The sequence below is a fragment of the Methylobacterium sp. EM32 genome (genome assembly GCF_040593685.1).
Lineage (GTDB): Bacteria > Pseudomonadota > Alphaproteobacteria > Rhizobiales > Beijerinckiaceae > Methylobacterium.
This window is the reverse complement of the sequence record NZ_JBEXZS010000003.1, coordinates 56,002-71,483: the sequence shown is the minus strand read 5'-3', so window position 1 is coordinate 71,483 and position 15,482 is coordinate 56,002. Positions and strand designations below refer to the sequence as shown.

The window sequence follows — 15,482 nt, the reverse complement described above, 5'->3', positions numbered from 1 at the left end:
GCAGCGCCCAGTCGAAGCCGGTCGAGAGATCGTCGAGGACCACCACTTCGTCGTGGCCGGCGTCGATCAGGGCGAGCACCATATGGCTGCCGATATAACCGGCGCCTCCTGTCACCAAAACAGCCATCGCAGTCTCGTTCTTGATAGAAAACGCTCTCTTTGAGCGCGAAGCAGCAATCAGCAATTTCTGCGCCACCGATTTGCTGCCAAATAGGTTCGTTGCTTTGTCGACGGCCGCATCGACTCCAGATCGCGCCGCAGGGTGCCCCGCGGTGCTCCCATGGCTGTTGCCATTCGCCGGCTACATCCTGGCTTCCCCTGATCCGGAAGGGTCAAGGCTTCTCGACGGTGGCGATCGGCTGGCTCTCGGCCGTGCCCTACCTCGTCGCCTCGGCCGGCTTCGTAAGCCCGGTAATGTTCGGCTCCCTGATCCCACCTATGGTCGGCATCACCTTCGCGGTGATCGGGCTGACCACCTGTCGCCCAAGATCACCGGGTGCCGGCCTCAGGGCTTGCCCGAATCCAGGGGCGGCGCCGGCCGCGTCGCGCCGCAGGGTGTGCGCGAGAACCGAACCGGCGGCCGCGGTGCGAGGAGCGGCCCCTCCGTCGGATGGTCGATCGCCTCGAAGAAGCCGGTGGCGGCGAGGTGGGGATCGTCGAGCAGGTTCTCGATCCGGTTGACCCGTGTGCAGGGCACGTCGAGGGGGGCGAGCCGCGAGAGCCACGCCTCGGTCGTGTCCTGGGCGAGGCAGGCGGCGAGGCGCTCGTAGAGGGCGTCGATCATCGCGGCGCGGGCAGCGTCGGACCCGAGGGCCTCCTCCTGCGCCCAATCCTCGCGGCCGGCGGCGCTAAAGACCGCGCGCCAGTGGCTCGCATTGTAGGGCAGGACCGCGATGTGGCCGTCGCGGGTCGGGTAGGGCCGGCGGTGCTTCGAGAGGAGGCGCGCGTAGCCGGACGGGCCGAGGGGCGGCCGGAAGGTGAGGCCGGCGAGGTGCTCGACGGCGAGGAACGACACCATGGCTTCGAACATCGGCACCTCGATCGCCTGTCCCTCTCCCGTGCGGGCGCGGTGGAACAGGGCGGCGGAGATCGCCGTGGTGACGTAGAGCGACGCGGTCTTGTCGGCCGCGATGGTCGGCGCGTAGCGGGGCTCGCCCCCGGCCCGCCGCTCAAGATCGGCCCAGCCGGAGGCCGCCTGGACGATGTCGTCGTAGGCCGGCCGGTCCCGGTAGGGCCCGTCCTGGCCGAAGCCGACGATGGCGCAGGTGATCAGCCCCGGATTGATCGCGCGCAGGCGCGCGTCGTCGAGGCCGAGCCGGGCGGCGGCCTTCATCCGCATGTTGTGGACGAGGATGTCGGCGCCCCGGACGAGATCGTCGAGCCGGGCGCGGTCTCCCTCCTGCTTCAGGTCGAGGACGACGCTGTCCTTGCCGCGATTGCAGTTGAGGAACGCCGCTCCCATGCCGGGCGAGCGGGCAGGGCCCGGCGCGCGCAGGATGTCGCCGCCCGGTCCCTCGACCTTGACGATCTCGGCGCCGAGCTCGGCGAGGATCTGCGTCGCGAAGGGCCCCGCGACGACGGTGCTCAGGTCGACGACCCTGATGCCTGCGAGCGGACCCGGCATGGCGCTTCTCCCTTCCTCGTACTCGGGCCCCGGCGCTCAGCGCGCCGTGAAGCCGCCATCGACGGGCAGGGCCACGCCCGTCACGTAGGAGGCATCGTCCGAGGCGAGCCAGAGCACCGCGTGCGCGGCCTCCTCCGGCCGGCACAGGCGCCCCATCGGCACCGCGGAGACCATGCGCGCCTCGGCGGCGGCGGCCTCCGTCGGATCGCCCGAGCGGCCGGTGAAGCCGAGCTTCATCGGCGTCTCGGCGAGGCCCGGGCAGACGACGTTCACCCGGACGTTGTCAGGTGCAAAGGTCTGGGCGAGGGACTTCGTCAACCCGACCACCGCGAACTTGGCAGCCGAGTAGATCGGGCTCCACATCGAGCCGACGAGGCCCGAGACGGAGGCGGTGAACACGATCGACCCGCCGCCGCGCCGGCGCATGTGCCCGATCGCCTCGCCGGCGGCGAGGGCCGCCGCGGTGACGTTGAGGTCGATGGCGAGCCGGTAGGCCGGCACGTCGAGGTTCTCGATGCCGCCGGGCCCGGGGATGCCGGCATGGGCCCACAGCACGTCGATCCCGCCGAGCGCGGCGGCGGCATCGTGGATCGAGCCCCGCATCTCCTCGGGCTGCGAGAGGTCGGCCTGCACCGTCGCGACGTCATGGCCCTGCGCCGCCATGTCGGCGGAAAGCCGCGCGAGCCCCTCGGCGTTCACGTCGATGGCCGCGACCCGCGCGCCCTCGCGCAGGAAGAGCTCGACGCCGGCGCGTCCCATCCCGGAGGCCGCGGCCGTCACCACCACGAGCTTGTTCGCCAGTCGCATGGTCGTTGATCCTTAGCTTGCGTCGATGCCGTCGGGGCGGCACCCGCTACTTTACGAACGGGCATCCGCCGTCCTTCAGGGGACGGAAAGCCTCCGGGCCCGGGATGGTGGCCAGGACCTTGTAGTAGTCGTAGGGCTTCTTCGATTCGTCCGGCTTCTTGACCTCGACGAGCATCATGTCGTGCAGCACGCGGCCGTCCTCGCGCAACATCGTCTTGCCGAAGAGCGGGTCGTCGAAGGTCCCCGCCTCCCGCATCGCCTTCACCACCGCGGCTCCGTCCTTGGCCGATCCGACCTTCGCGACCGCCCGAAGGAACGCGATCGTGGCGGAATAGGCCCCGGCCTGGTTCATGGTGGGGTAGCGACCGCTATTGCGGGCGGCGAAGCGCTCGCCGAAGGCCCGCGTCGCCGCGTTCAGGTCCCAGTAGAACCCTGTCGTCAGGCGCAGGCCCTGGGCGGTGCGCAGGCCCAGCGAATGGATGTCGGAGAGGAACAAGAGCATGCCGGCGAGCTGCTGCCCGCTCTGGACGATGCCAAATTCGGCGGCCTGCTTGATGGCGTTGATCGTGTCGCCGCCCGCATTGGTCAGGCCGATCACCTGCGCCTGCGAGGCCTGGGCCTGGAGCAGGAACGACGAGAAGTCCTTGGCGTCGGTGGGATGGCGCACGGTTCCCGCCACCCGGCCGCCCTCGGCCTTCACCACGGCACTGGCGTCGCGCTCGAGCGCATGGCCGAGCGCGAAATCGGCCGTGATGAAGTACCAGGACTTGCCGCCGGCCTTCGTGATCGCCTCCGCGGTGCCGTGGGCGAGCGCCCAGGTGTCGTAGGTCCAGTGCACGGAGTTCGGCGTGCAGGATTTGCCGGTCAGGTCCGAGGAGCCGGACGCGGTGAACAGCGCGACCTTGTTCTTCTCCCGCACGAGCGGCGCGAGAGCGAGGGAGATCGCGCTCGTCGGCATGTCGACGACGGCGTCCACCCCGTCCGAATCGAACCACTTGCGCGCGATGGTGCTCGAGATATCGGGCTTGTTCTGCGCATCGGCCGCGACGACCTCGATCTTCAGGTCCTTCGCCTCCGGCAGCTTGGCGAAATCCTCGACGGCCATCCGGGTCGCCTCGGCGGCCCCGGCGCCGCCAATATCCGAGAAGATCCCGGACATGTCGGCGAGGACGCCGATCTTGACCGGGACCTGCGCCAGGGCTGCCGAAGACAGCATCGTCGAGGCGGCGAGAGCGAGCGTCCCGAGGGTACGGCGAAGCGACATGCATTCCTCCCTGCGGCGGGCCGACTTGTCGCGGCTGCCCGCATCACGGCACCGATCGTCGCGGCCCGCAAAATTCTTATGTAAGAATTTTTCATTCCTGATTATGAATAAGTCAAGCGCCCTCGGAGGCAGAGGGGGGAGGCGGGATGCGTGTGGTGCCCCGAAGCACCGGCCGTTAGGTTGCGCAGCCATGAACCCGGGCGGCGGTCGAACCCCGCACCGGCACGGGGCGACGGGACAGATGCAGGTCAAGCAGGCGGCCAACGTTCTCGAACTGCTGGAGTATTTCGCCGAGCGGCGGCGGCCGGCCACCCTCGCCGAGATCTCGGACGATCTCGGCTGGCCGCGCTCGAGCACGTTCAACCTTGTCGGAACGATCGTCGAGAGAGGCTATCTCTACGAGCCGCGGCCGCGGGCCGGGTACTACCCCACCCCTCGCTGGCTCACGCTCGCCCTCACCGTGGCGGAGGCCGAGCCGCTGCCGGGCGTCGTCGACGACCTCGTGGCCGATGTGGCGGCGGCCACCGGCGAGACCACGGCGGTCGGCACCCTGACCGGCATCCACGCCCTGTTCCTCGTCGTGGCGGAATCCCGGCACCAGGTGCGCTACCACGCCCGGGTCGGAGACCGGGTTCCGGTCCATGCCAGCTCCGCCGGGCGGGCGATCCTCGCTCAGTATCCTGCGGCCTCGCGCGAGGCGATCTACCGCCGGGTCGCGTTCGAGCGCTTCTCCGACACGACGCCGTTGGGCGTGGAGAACGTGGAGCGTGCGCTGCTGGAGGCGGAGGAGCGCGGCTATCACCAGAGCGACTCGGAGTACATCGCCGACCTCGCCGGAGTCGCCCTCCCGCTCCCCCTCGGCGACCGCCGGCTCTCGATCGTCGTCGCGGGGCCGACCTCGCGCTGCCTCGCGCGGCGGCCCGAGACCGCCGCCATCCTGAAGGCGGCCCTGTCCCGCCATGGCCTCGCGGAGCCCGGCCCTCAGGCCCAGTCGAGGTAGGTCCGCGGGCAGGTGCCGAGGACCCGCTTGAACATCGCCGTGAAGGCGCTCGGGCTGTCGTAGCCGACGTCGAGGGCGACGCTGGTGACGGAGGCGCCGCCGCCGAGGCGGGCGAGCGCCTCCATGAGCCGCACCCGCTGCTGCCAGGCCGAGAAGCTCATCCCGGTCTCGCGGCGGAACAGGCGCGTGATCGTCCGGCGGCTCAAGCCCGTGAGGAGCGCCCACTCGTCGAGGGTCCGGGTCTCGCCGGCGCGGGAGAGCACGCTCTCGCAGATCCGGCCGAGACGGTCGTCCTGCGGCACCGCGACGTGGAGCGAGGAGGCGGGCATCCGGCCGATCTCCGCGAGCAGGAGGTCGACGAGCCGGCCCTCCCGTCCGAGTTCATCGTAGAGGACCGGCATCGCCAGCACCTCGGCGAGGAGCGCCCGCAGGAGCGGCGTCGTGCGCATCAGGCGGCAGGCGCCGTGACCGGCCGGCATCGCGTCGGCCTCGACGTAGAGGGTCTGCACCTCCACATCCGCCCATGATCGGGACTGGTGCACCACGCCCGGCGGGATCCACAGCCCGTGATCCGGTGGGACGACGAAGCACCCCTCGTCGGTCAGCATCGCGGTGACCCCGGTGACGCCGAGGATGAACTGCCCGCGCGCATGGGCGTGCCGGGTGCTGGTGCTGGTATCGGGATAGAACGCCCCCATCCCGCCCACCCGGCGCGGCACGGCCTGGAGGCTGGCCGAGAGCGCGCGGGCCGCCCGCGGGTCGGCGGCCCGCCGTCCCTGCGGGATCGTCTCGCACCGCTCGGCCTCGAGCGGGAACGGCTTCCTCATCCTGCGCTCCTCACGGGCGGTCGCTTCGGCCGGGCGGACGCAACCTGCATACCACGCTCGGCTGCCATCGCAGCCCGCCGGCTGGCCCGATCGCGATACTCGGCGGCCCGAATGCGACGGCGGGCCGGTATTCGCTCGGCTAGGCTCTCACGATCGCTCAACGATCGGGAGAGGCCGGGATGGATCGCCGCCAGTTCACCGGGGGATTGCTCGCCGGCGCCGCGTCCCTGCCGCTCGGCGCGGGACGGGCGGCGGCGCAAGGTCGCGGCGGTACGCTCAACGTGATCATCCAGCCCGAGCCGCCGATCCTCGTCACCGCCCTGAACCAGCAGCAGCCGACGCTGACCCTCGGCGGCAAGATCTACGAGAGCCTGCTCAAATACGCCCCCGACCTGAAGCCGATGCCCGGCATGGCGCGGTCCTGGGAGATCTCGCCGGACGGGCTCACCTACACGTTCCGGCTGTTTCCCGGCATCACCTTCCACGACGGCACGCCGATGACGGCGCAGGACGTCGTGTTCTCGTGCATGACCCTGCTGATGGAGACCCATCCACGGGCGCGCAACACCTTCCGACGCGTGGCGCGGGCCGAGGCGCCCGATCCCCTGACCGTGGTCTTCACGCTGAAGGAGCCCTTCGCGCCGTTCCTCGGCTCGTTCGACTGCACCACCGCGCCGATCGTCCCGAAGCACGTCTACGAGGGCACCGACTTCCGCAAGAACCCGATGAACGACAAGGCCATCGGGACCGGCCCGTTCAAGCTCAAGGAATGGGTGCGCGGCTCGCACGTCCACCTGGTGCGCCACGACGGCTACTACCGCAAGGACGAGCCGCACCTCGACGAGATCATCTACCGGGTCATCCCCGACGCGGCGTCGCGCACGCTCGCCCTCGAGAACGGCACGGTGCAGCTCGCGCAATGGTCCGACGTCGAGTTCTACGACGTCGCCCGCCTCAAGGCCCGCCCGAACCTCGCCGTCACCAATGCGGGCTACGAATACTTCGCGCCGCTGCAGTGGCTCGAGATGAACAACCGCGTCGCGCCGCTGAACGACCGGCGCTTCCGCCAGGCGGTGATGCACGCCCTCGACCGCGAGGCGCTCGCCAAACGCGTCTATTTCGGGCAGGCGAGGGTCGCGACCGGGCCGATCGCCTCGAAGACGAAGTTCTACGACCCGAACGTCCGCAAGTACGAGTACAGCCTCGACAAGGCGAAGGCTCTGCTCGACGAGATGGGTCTCAAGCCCGGCGCTAACGGCAAGCGGGTCGAGATCAAGTTCCTGGTGCCGCCCTACGGCGAATCCTACCAGCGCTCGGCGGAGTTCTACCGCCAGTCCTTCGCCCGCGTCGGCATCGACCTCGTGCTCGAATCGACCGACATGGCGGGCTGGGCCTCCCGGATCGGCAACTGGGACTACCAGATGACGACGAACCTGCTCTACCAGCTCGGCGATCCGGCGCTCGGCGTCTCGCGCACCTACGTGACCTCGAACATCGTCAAGGGCATCCTGTTCTCGAACACGCAGGGCTACTCGAACCCCGAGGTGGACCGGCTGTTCGACGAGGCCGCGAGCGCGCTGGACGAGAAGAAGCGCCAGGAGCTCTACACCAGGGTCCAGCAGATCCTGGTCGAGGACGTGCCCGTCGCCTGGACGCTCGAGATCGAGTACCCGATCATCTACGACAGGAGCCTCAAGGACGTCGTGACGACGGCGATCGGCTCGCACGAGACCTTCGGCGCGGTGACGAAGTCGTGACCGGGATCAGGCGCGCTGCCGGGATCGGAATCGCGCTCGGTGCCTGGATCGTCCGGCTCGTCCTGGTGGTCCTGGTGATCGCGACCTTCAACTTCGCGCTGGTGCGGGCCGCGCCCGGCGACCCGGCCCAGGTGATGGCCGGGCAGTCGGGCGGCGCGGACGCCAAGCTGCTCGCCGACCTGCGCGCCGAATACGGCCTCGACCAGCCCTACGCGGTGCAGCTCGCGCGCCATCTCGGCCGGGTGGTGCGGCTCGATCTCGGCACCTCGACCCAGCAGCGCCGGCCGGTCCTCGACCTGATCCGCGAGCGCCTTCCCGCCACCCTCCTCCTCACGGTCACGGCCTTCGCCCTCGCGCTCCTCCTCGGCTCGACCCTCGGCGTGATGGCCGGCCTCGCCGCGGGCAGCGCCGCCGACACCGCCTTCACGGTCCTGTCGCTCGTGCTCTACGCCATGCCGGTGTTCTGGCTCGGGCTGATGCTGGTCCTGGTCTTCTCGGTCTGGCTCGATTGGCTGCCGCCCTTCGGCTACGGCACGATCAACGCCCGGCTCGGCCCCCTGGGCCAGGCCCTCGATCTCCTCAAGTACCTCGCGATGCCGGCGGCCTCCCTCGGGGCGATCTACCTCGCGATCTACGCCCGGCTGATGCGGGCCGCGATCATCGAGGTGGCGCAGCAGGACTTCGTGAAGACCGCCCGCGCCAAGGGCCTCACCGGGGCGCAGATCGTTCTCGGGCACATGCTGCGCAACGCCCTCGTGCCGGTGGTCACGGTGGCGGGCATGCAGGCCGGCGCCCTCGTCGGCGGCGCGGTCGTGGTCGAGACGGTGTTCGCCTGGCCGGGGCTCGGCCGGCTCACCTTCGACGCGCTGCTCCAGCGCGACTACCCGGTGATGCTCGGCGTGTTCCTCATCCTCTCGGTCATCGTCATCCTGTTCAACCTCGCGACGGATCTGGCCTACCGGCTCATCGATCCGCGCATGCGGGCGGGGAGCGCCTGAGATGGACGCGCTCAAGGCTTTCCTGCGCCACCCGAGCGGCATGGCCGGGCTCGTGCTCATCCTGGCGGTGCTGGTCCTCGCGGCGAGCGCCCCCGTCCTCTACCCCGAATCCCCCTGGGAGATGGTGGCGACGCCCTTCGCCCCGCCCGGCGAGGACGGGATGCGGCTCGGGGCCGACACCCTCGGGCGCGACGTCGCGGCGGGCATCGCCCACGGGGCCCGGGTCTCGCTCCTCATCGGCGTCGCCTCGGCGCTGGCGGCGCTCGTCATCGGGGTGACGGTCGGGGCGCTCGCCGGCTATGCCGGCGGCGGGCTCGACGCGGCGTTGATGCGCATGACCGAGCTGTTCCAGACGATCCCCGCCTTCGTGCTGGCGATCCTGCTCGTCGCGACCTTCACGCCCTCGCTCGCCACCATCGTCGCCACGATCGGGGCGGTGTCCTGGCCGCCGCTCGCCCGGCTCACCCGGGCCGAGTTCCTGCGCCTGCGCCGCCGGGAATTCGTCGAGGCGGCGATCTGCCAGGGCGAGCGCACCGCCAGGGTGGTGTTCGGCCACGTGCTGCCGAACGCGGTCTCGCCGATCCTCGTCACGGCCTCGCTCACGGTGGCGAGCGCGATCCTCATCGAGAGCGCGCTCTCCTTCCTCGGCCTGGGCGATCCCAACATGATGTCCTGGGGCTTCATGGTCGGCTCGGCCCGCAGCTCGATCCGGCAGGCGTGGTGGGCGAGCGTGTTCCCGGGCCTCGCGATCCTCGTCACCGTGCTCGCCATCAACCTGTTCGGCGAGGGTCTGAGCGACGTGCTCAACCCGCGCATCGCGCGGCGCCGGGGCTGACGACCATGACCGACGCCAAAGCTCCCGCATCCACGGCTCCCGTCCTCACCGTCGACGGGCTCACCATCGCGCTGCCGCGGGGCGGCGACCGGGCCCACGCGGTCGAGGACGTCTCCTTCGCGATCCAGCGCAACGAGGTGGTCTGCCTCGTCGGCGAGTCGGGCTCCGGCAAGTCGATGATCGCGCACGCGATCCTCTCCCTGCTGCCGTCCGGGGTGCGCGTCGCCGGCGGCGCGGTCGCGGTGAACGGGCGCGACGTCGCGCGGCTGTCGGGCTCCGACCTGCGGGCCTTCCGCGGCGGCGAGGCCGGGATGATCTTCCAGGAGCCCTTGTCCTCCCTCAACCCCCTGAAGCGCGTCGGCGCCCAGATCGCCGAGACGATCCGCACCCACCAGGGCGCGCTGCTGCGCGACGCGATGCGGGCCCGGGTCGAGGGCCTGCTCGCCCAGGTCGGCCTGCCGACGCCCGGGCTTCTTGCCCATTCCTACCCGTTCGAGCTCTCCGGCGGCCAGCGCCAGCGGGTGATGATCGCCATGGCGATGGCGAACCGGCCGGCCCTCCTCGTCGCCGACGAGCCGACGACGGCCCTCGACGTGACGACCCAGGCGCAGATCCTGCGGCTGATCGACGATCTCAGGCGCGAGCGCGGCATGGGCGTGCTCCTCATCACCCACGATTTCGGCGTCGTCGCCGATGTCGCCGACCGGGTCGTGGTGCTGCGGGGCGGGCGCGTGGTCGAGACCGGGAGCGCGGAGGCGGTTCTGCGCCGGCCCCGCGATCCCTATACCCGGGCGCTGATCGATGCGGTGCCCCGCGCGCGGCTGCGTCCGCCGGCCCCCCGGCCGGAGGGAGCGCCGGTCCTCGCGATCGAGGACCTGCGCAAGACCTTCACGGTGCGACGGGGCTTGTTCCAGCCGCCGCGCCGGGTCGTCGCCGCGGATGGCCTGTCCCTCAGCCTGCACCAGGGCGAGACCCTCGCGGTCGTGGGCGAATCCGGATCGGGCAAGTCGACCCTCGGGCGGATGATCATGCGCCTCACCGAGCCCGATGGCGGCGCGATCCGGCTCGGCGGCGAGGACCTGCGCTCGCTCGACGGTGAGGCGCTGCGCCAGGCCCGGCGCGGCCTCCAGATCGTGTTCCAGGATCCCTTCGCGAGCCTCGACCCGCGCCAGAAGGTCGGGGACGCGGTCGCCCGCGGGCCGATGGCCTACGGCACCCCGCGCCGCGAGGCGATGGCGGCCGCGCGCGCGCTCCTGGAGCGGGTCGGTCTCACGGCGGCGGCGGCGGAGCGCTATCCGCACGAATTCTCCGGCGGGCAGCGCCAGCGCATCTGCATCGCCCGGGCGCTGGTGCTGCGGCCGCAGGTGCTGATTGCCGACGAGGCGGTCTCTGCCCTCGACGTCTCGGTCCAGGCCCAGGTGCTGGCGCTGCTCGCCGAACTGCGCCGCGAGATGCGTCTCGCGATGATCTTCATCACCCACGACCTGCGCATCGCCGCCGAGATCGCCGACCGGGTGATCGTTCTGCAGAAGGGCCGGATCGTCGAGGAGGGGGCGACGCGCGACGTCTTCTCCGCGCCGCGCGAGGCCTATACCCGCGCCCTCCTCGACGCGATTCCGGGGCGGCTTTTCTTCGAACATCCCGGATTCACGCGCGCGCCCGTCGCGCCGGAGGTCGCATGACAGACGAGACGCAACCCCGCACGACCCTGACCGGCCCCGAGCGCGACGCGCTCTTTGCGGCAGTCGATGCCGGCTTCGAGCGCCAGATCGCCGACACCATCGCCTTCGCGGCGATCCCCTCGACCCGCGGCCAGGAGGGTCCGTGCCAGGACAGGATGGCCGACCTCCTGCGGGCGCGGGGCTACGCCGTCGACGACTGGCGCATCGACCAGGACGACTTGCGCCACCTGCCCGGCTTCGGCCCGGTCGAGACCGATTTCTCCCGCGCCCGCACGGTGGTCGGGACCTACCGGCCGGAGCGGGCGCAGGGCCGCTCCCTCATCCTCCAGGGCCATTGCGACGTGGTCCCCGCCGGCCCCCTCGACATGTGGAAGCGCCCGCCCTTCCAGCCCGTCGTGGAGGATGGCTGGCTCTACGGCCGCGGCGTCGGCGACATGAAGTCCGGCACCATCGCGGCGCTCTACGCCCTCGACGCGCTCAAGGCCGCGGGCCTCGCGCCCCAGGGCCGCATCCACGTCCAGTCGGTGATCGAGGAGGAGAGCACCGGGCTCGGCGCCCTCTCGACGCTGCAGCGCGGCTACCGGGCGGAGGCCTGCTTCATCGTCGAGCCGACGAACGGGCGCCTGATGCGGGCGCAGACCGGGGTGATCTGGTTTCGCCTCAAGGTCCGGGGCGAGCCCGCCCACGCGGCCCACGCGGCCGTCGGCTTCAACGCGATCAAGGCGGCCTATCACGTCATCCAGGCCCTGGAGGGCCTGGAGGCGGAGTGGAACGAGCGGGCGAAGGACCATCCCCGTTTCGGCGCGCTCACGCACCCGCTCAACCTCAATGTCGGCATCATCCGCGGCGGCGAATGGGCCTCGAGCGTGCCGGCCTGGTGCGACGTCGATTGCCGCATCGGCCTTCTGCCCGGCTGGAGCGTGGCCGCGTGCCAGCGCGAGATCGAGGCCTGCGTGGCGCGGGCCGCAGCCAACCATCCCTTCCTCGCCCAGAGCCCGCCCGAGGTGGTGTGGTCCGGCTTCCTCTCGCCCGGCTACGAGGTGACGGGGGCCGAGGCGGCGGAGGCCGTGCTCGCCGAGGCGCACGGCGCCGGCTGGGGAGGCCCGCTTGAGGATTCGCTGTTCACGGGGCTGACCGATGCCCGCTTCTACGGCCTCGATTACGGCATCCCGGCTTTCTGCTACGGCGCGACGATCGAGAACGCCCACGCCTTCAACGAGCGCGCGAACGTCGAGTCGCTGCGCAAGCTCACCCGCACCGTCGCGCTGTTCGTCGCCGGCTGGTGCGGCGTGGCGCCGATCACCGGAGGGACGCGATGACCGAGACACCCGGGCAGACACCCCCGATCCGGACGCAGGACGAGCTGCGGGCCGAGTACGGGCCGATCAACCCGCTCGCCGAGAAGAAGGTCCTCGGAGTCCTCGACGGCTTCTGCCGGGACTTCATCGCGCTCTCGCCCTTCCTGGTGCTCGCCTCGAGCGACGGCGAGGGGCGCTCCGATGCGAGCCCGCGCGGGGACGCCGCCGGCTTCGTGGCGGTGCTCGACGAGCGCAAGCTGCTGATCCCGGACCGGCTCGGCAACAAGCGGGTCGATTCCTTCGCCAACATCCTGCGCTACCCGGCCGTCGGGCTGATCTTCATGGTGCCGGGGATCAACGAGACCCTGCGGGTCAACGGCCGCGCCAGCCTCACCCGCGACGCGGACCTGCTCGCGCCCCTCGCCGCCCAGGGCAAGGTCCCGCCGGTCGGCCTCCTCGTCGAGGTGCAGGAAACGTTCTTCCATTGCGGCAAGGCGCTGATGCGCTCGAAGCTGTGGGATCCCTCGCTCCACGTCGAGCGCAGCAGCTTCCCGACGCTCGGCCGCATCATCGCCGAGCAGACCGCCTCCGTGACGGTCGAGGCGGCCGAGCGGACGATGGAGGAAGGCTACCGCACGAGGCTGTACTGATGGCTCATGACGACTGGCGGGCGCGGGCCGGCACGCCCTTCGCGTGCGAGAAGGCCCCGGTCGCGGCCCGGCGCGGGATGGCGGTGACGAACCACCCCCTCGCCTCGGCCGCCTCCCTCGAGATGCTGGCCGCCGGCGGCAACGCGATCGACGCCGCGGTCGCGGCGCTCTTCGCCCTCACGGTGGTCGAGCCGATGATGGTCGGCATCTTCGGCGGCGGCGTCGCGGTGATCCGCCTCGCCGACGGGACGACCACGACGATCGACGGCCTCGCGACCGCGCCGGCCGCCGCCCGGCCCGATGCCTACGAGCCCGTCTCCGACGCCTGGCCGGACTACATGGAGACGCGAGGGCGGCGCAATTTCATGGGCGCCTCCGCGGTCGCGGTGCCGGGGACGCTGAAGGGCTGGTGCGAGGCGCTCGCCCGCTTCGGCCGCCTGCCGCTCGCCGACGTGATGGAGCCGGCGATCCGGCACGCCCGGCGCGGCTTCACGGTCACGCCCTACCTCGCCGCCTGCACGGCGGAGAACGCGCCGCTCCTGGCGCGCGACGCCGCGATCGCAAAAATCTTCCTGCCCGGCGGCGGGCCGGTCGCGGCCGGAGCGCGCCTCGTCCAGGGCGATTACGCGCAGACGCTCGCCACCATCGCCCGCGAGGGGCCGGACGCGCTCTACGGCGGCAGCCTCGGCAGCGAGATCGGCTCGGCGCTCCGGGCCGCCGGTTCCTACCTCGCGCCCGCCGACCTCGCGGCCTACCGCACGGTGGAGCGCGCACCGGTGCGGGGGACCTATCGCGGCGTCGAGATCATCGGCCCGGCGCCGCCGGCCTCGGGTGGGGTCCACATCGTGCAGATGCTGAACCTGCTCGAGGCCTACGATCTCGCCGCCATGGGCTTCGGCACGCCGGACACGCTCCACCTCCTGCTGGAAGTCCTGAAGATCGCCGCCGTCGACCGGCGCGCCGCCACCGCCGATCCGGCCTTCGTCGACGTGCCGGTGGCCCGGCTGACCGCGAAGGACTACGCCGCCCTGCGCCGCCCGGAGATCGATCCGGCGCGGGCTGGCCGCTACGCGCCGGGCGTCGGCACCAACGAGTCCCAGAACACCACCCACGTCACCGTGGCGGATGCCGACGGCGCCATCGTCACCTCGACCCAGACGATCAACAGCCTGTTCGGCGCCAAGATCATGATCCCCGGGACCGGGATCGTGCCGAACAACTACATGTACCTGTTCGATCCGCATCCCGGCCACGCCCTGTCCCTGGCGCCGGGCAAGCGGATCACGAGCGGCATCTCGGCCCTCATCGGCTGCCGCGCGGGCCGGCCGGTCTTCGCCCTCGGGCTGCCCGGCGCGCACCGGATCCCCGCCGGCGCGCTCCAGGCCGTCCTCAACCTCGTCGATCACGGCATGTCGCTGCAGGAGGCCGTCGAGGCGCCCCGTGTCTTCACCTGGGGCGACGAGGCGGAGATCGAGGACGGCGTTCCGGAGACCGTGCGCGCGGCGCTTGCCGCCCGCGGCCACCCGGTACGGCCGGTGGCGCATGTCGGCGGCGGGATGTGCGCGGTCGGCTTCGAGCCCGACGGCACGATGACGGGGGCGGCCTGCTGGCGGGCCGACGGCGCGCCGGCGGGGCTCGGCGGCGGGCTCGCCCGCGCCGGCACCTCGTTCTGGCCCGACCCGCGCCGGGCCGCTCCGTCGGCCTGACCCGTCCGGGTCATCCGGCGGCGCATCACGTCGCCGCGTCGCGCTCGGCCGGGTCCGCCCGATGATGGTGGCGGATGAAGGCCCTCACCGCCGGCGCCGGCTCGTTGCGGCGGTAGGCCACCGCGAGATCCGAGGTCGTCGTCGATCCGGTGACCGGGCGGTAGACGAGGCCGGGCAGTTGCAGGCAGGTCAGGGATCGCGGCACGAGCGCGACCCCGAGCCCGACCGCGACCATGCTGGCGATGGTGGTGAAGTCCCGCCCGGTGGCGCTGATCGTCGGCTCGAAGCCGCTCTCGCGGCAGGCGGTGACGGCGTTGTGGTGAAAGCCGACATCGACGGCCTGGCGCGGCGCGATGAAGGTCTCCCCGCTCAGCGCGGCCAGCGGAATCGTCTCGTGATCGGCGAGCGCGTGGGCCGCACCGACCGCGACGACCAGGGGCTCGCGCAGGACGCAGGTCGTCGCGACCCCGTCGGGGACCTTCACCGGGGGGCGGACATAGCCGAAATCGAGGGCGCCGCCGGCGATCGCCGCGAGTTGCAGGCCCATCTCCATCTCGGTGAGCTGAAGCTCCACCTCCGGATGCGTCGTCCGGAAGCCGGCGAGCGACGCCGTGAGCACGCCCGCATAGGCGGCCGAGGCCACGTAGCCGATGGAGATCCGGCCCGTCTCGCCCCGCCCGGCCCGGCGCACGGCGGCCAGAGCCGTGTCGGCTTGGAGAAGCGTCTTGCGGGCCTCCTGCAGGAAGACCTGGCCGGGCAGCGTGAGCTGGACCGAGCGCCGGCTGCGATCGAGCAGAGATGTGCCGACCAGCGCCTCCAGGTTGAGGATCTGCTGGCTCAGGCCCGGCTGGGCGATGCCGAGCCGCTCCGCGGCGCGGCTGAAGTTCCGCTCCTCGGCCAGGGTCACGAAGTAGCGCAGGTGCCGCAGCTCGAACGCGCCCGTCGCCTTGTTGACGCCCATGATCCCCCTTTCGCATCCGCGATTCCGCAGGCCCTCACGAGCAAGTCGGGCCTGAAATTTTAATAATTACAAA

General features: G+C 71.4%; 14 protein-coding genes. 8 read left to right on the top strand and 6 right to left on the bottom strand.

Annotation, left to right across the window (positions count from 1 at the left end):
* The 4 genes from ABZT49_RS00830 to ABZT49_RS00815 all read right to left on the bottom strand — a co-directional run.
* The coding region (locus ABZT49_RS00830) for an NAD-dependent epimerase/dehydratase family protein (protein WP_355281766.1) at nt 1-127 on the bottom strand (127 nt) is incomplete at its 3' end.
* A 378-nt stretch (nt 128-505) separates the two neighbouring features.
* Nucleotides 506-1,624: a CoA transferase gene (locus ABZT49_RS00825; protein ID WP_355281761.1), complete on the bottom strand. Its 1,119-nt coding sequence runs from the start codon at nt 1,622-1,624 to the stop codon at nt 506-508.
* Between the two features lie 36 nt (nt 1,625-1,660).
* Nucleotides 1,661-2,431: an SDR family NAD(P)-dependent oxidoreductase gene (locus ABZT49_RS00820; RefSeq protein WP_355281758.1), complete on the bottom strand. Its 771-nt coding sequence runs from the start codon at nt 2,429-2,431 to the stop codon at nt 1,661-1,663.
* A gap of 46 nt (nt 2,432-2,477) precedes the next feature.
* Nucleotides 2,478-3,695, bottom strand: coding sequence for an ABC transporter substrate-binding protein (locus tag ABZT49_RS00815; RefSeq protein ID WP_355281755.1), 1,218 nt, complete (start codon nt 3,693-3,695; stop codon nt 2,478-2,480).
* Nucleotides 3,696-3,936: 241 nt separating this feature from the next.
* On the opposite strand from ABZT49_RS00815, the gene ABZT49_RS00810 reads away from it, so the two are divergent.
* Complete coding sequence (locus tag ABZT49_RS00810) at nt 3,937-4,695, top strand: IclR family transcriptional regulator (RefSeq protein WP_238192657.1); 759 nt, start codon at nt 3,937-3,939, stop codon at nt 4,693-4,695.
* Here the strand turns inward: ABZT49_RS00810 and ABZT49_RS00805 are convergent.
* Nucleotides 4,677-5,522 carry a helix-turn-helix transcriptional regulator gene (locus ABZT49_RS00805; RefSeq protein WP_355281751.1) on the bottom strand — a complete coding sequence of 282 codons (846 nt, stop codon included), beginning with the start codon at nt 5,520-5,522 and terminating at the stop codon, nt 4,677-4,679. The two genes, ABZT49_RS00810 and ABZT49_RS00805, sit on opposite strands and share 19 nt — an antisense overlap.
* A gap of 179 nt (nt 5,523-5,701) precedes the next feature.
* Between ABZT49_RS00805 and ABZT49_RS00800 the strand changes: the two genes are divergently transcribed.
* Genes ABZT49_RS00800 through ggt form a run of 7 tightly spaced genes read left to right on the top strand, consistent with a single transcriptional unit; the run spans nt 5,702 to nt 14,448 of the window.
* A complete protein-coding gene (locus ABZT49_RS00800) occupies nt 5,702-7,279 on the top strand; it encodes an ABC transporter substrate-binding protein (protein WP_355281749.1) in 1,578 nt (525 codons plus the stop codon).
* Between the two features lie 5 nt (nt 7,280-7,284).
* The gene (locus tag ABZT49_RS00795; protein ID WP_407943414.1) at nt 7,285-8,277 is read left to right on the top strand and encodes an ABC transporter permease; all 993 of its coding nucleotides are present in this window, start codon (nt 7,285-7,287) and stop codon (nt 8,275-8,277) included.
* Between the two features lies 1 nt (nt 8,278).
* Nucleotides 8,279-9,112, top strand: a complete 834-nt coding sequence (locus ABZT49_RS00790; protein WP_093570951.1) for an ABC transporter permease — start codon at nt 8,279-8,281, stop codon at nt 9,110-9,112.
* Nucleotides 9,113-9,117: 5 nt separating this feature from the next.
* Entirely contained in the window at nt 9,118-10,794 is a 1,677-nt protein-coding gene (locus ABZT49_RS00785; RefSeq protein WP_355281744.1) for an ABC transporter ATP-binding protein, read from the top strand.
* A gap of 26 nt (nt 10,795-10,820) precedes the next feature.
* Nucleotides 10,821-12,113, top strand: coding sequence for an ArgE/DapE family deacylase (locus tag ABZT49_RS00780; protein ID WP_407943413.1), 1,293 nt, complete (start codon nt 10,821-10,823; stop codon nt 12,111-12,113).
* Nucleotides 12,110-12,742: a pyridoxamine 5'-phosphate oxidase family protein gene (locus tag ABZT49_RS00775; protein ID WP_355281739.1), complete on the top strand. Its 633-nt coding sequence runs from the start codon at nt 12,110-12,112 to the stop codon at nt 12,740-12,742. The genes ABZT49_RS00780 and ABZT49_RS00775 overlap by 4 nt, the downstream gene beginning before the upstream one ends.
* Nucleotides 12,742-14,448, top strand: coding sequence for a gamma-glutamyltransferase (ggt, locus tag ABZT49_RS00770; RefSeq protein WP_355281737.1), 1,707 nt, complete (start codon nt 12,742-12,744; stop codon nt 14,446-14,448). The genes ABZT49_RS00775 and ggt overlap by 1 nt, the downstream gene beginning before the upstream one ends.
* A gap of 25 nt (nt 14,449-14,473) precedes the next feature.
* Here the strand turns inward: ggt and ABZT49_RS00765 are convergent, their stop codons facing one another.
* Nucleotides 14,474-15,409, bottom strand: a complete 936-nt coding sequence (locus tag ABZT49_RS00765) for a LysR substrate-binding domain-containing protein (protein WP_355281734.1) — start codon at nt 15,407-15,409, stop codon at nt 14,474-14,476.
* Nucleotides 15,410-15,482 lie beyond the last annotated feature (73 nt).

Coding starts and splice junctions, on each gene's coding strand:
- ABZT49_RS00785 (WP_355281744.1), top strand. CDS start 9,118: ATGACCGACGCCAAAGCTCCCGCATCCACGGCTCCCGTCCTCACCGTC.
- ggt (WP_355281737.1), top strand. CDS start 12,742: ATGGCTCATGACGACTGGCGGGCGCGGGCCGGCACGCCCTTCGCGTGC.
- ABZT49_RS00815 (WP_355281755.1), bottom strand. CDS start 3,695: ATGTCGCTTCGCCGTACCCTCGGGACGCTCGCTCTCGCCGCCTCGACG.
- ABZT49_RS00775 (WP_355281739.1), top strand. CDS start 12,110: ATGACCGAGACACCCGGGCAGACACCCCCGATCCGGACGCAGGACGAG.
- ABZT49_RS00810 (WP_238192657.1), top strand. CDS start 3,937: ATGCAGGTCAAGCAGGCGGCCAACGTTCTCGAACTGCTGGAGTATTTC.
- ABZT49_RS00790 (WP_093570951.1), top strand. CDS start 8,279: ATGGACGCGCTCAAGGCTTTCCTGCGCCACCCGAGCGGCATGGCCGGG.
- ABZT49_RS00805 (WP_355281751.1), bottom strand. CDS start 5,522: ATGAGGAAGCCGTTCCCGCTCGAGGCCGAGCGGTGCGAGACGATCCCG.
- ABZT49_RS00820 (WP_355281758.1), bottom strand. CDS start 2,431: ATGCGACTGGCGAACAAGCTCGTGGTGGTGACGGCCGCGGCCTCCGGG.
- ABZT49_RS00800 (WP_355281749.1), top strand. CDS start 5,702: ATGGATCGCCGCCAGTTCACCGGGGGATTGCTCGCCGGCGCCGCGTCC.
- ABZT49_RS00765 (WP_355281734.1), bottom strand. CDS start 15,409: ATGGGCGTCAACAAGGCGACGGGCGCGTTCGAGCTGCGGCACCTGCGC.
- ABZT49_RS00825 (WP_355281761.1), bottom strand. CDS start 1,624: ATGCCGGGTCCGCTCGCAGGCATCAGGGTCGTCGACCTGAGCACCGTC.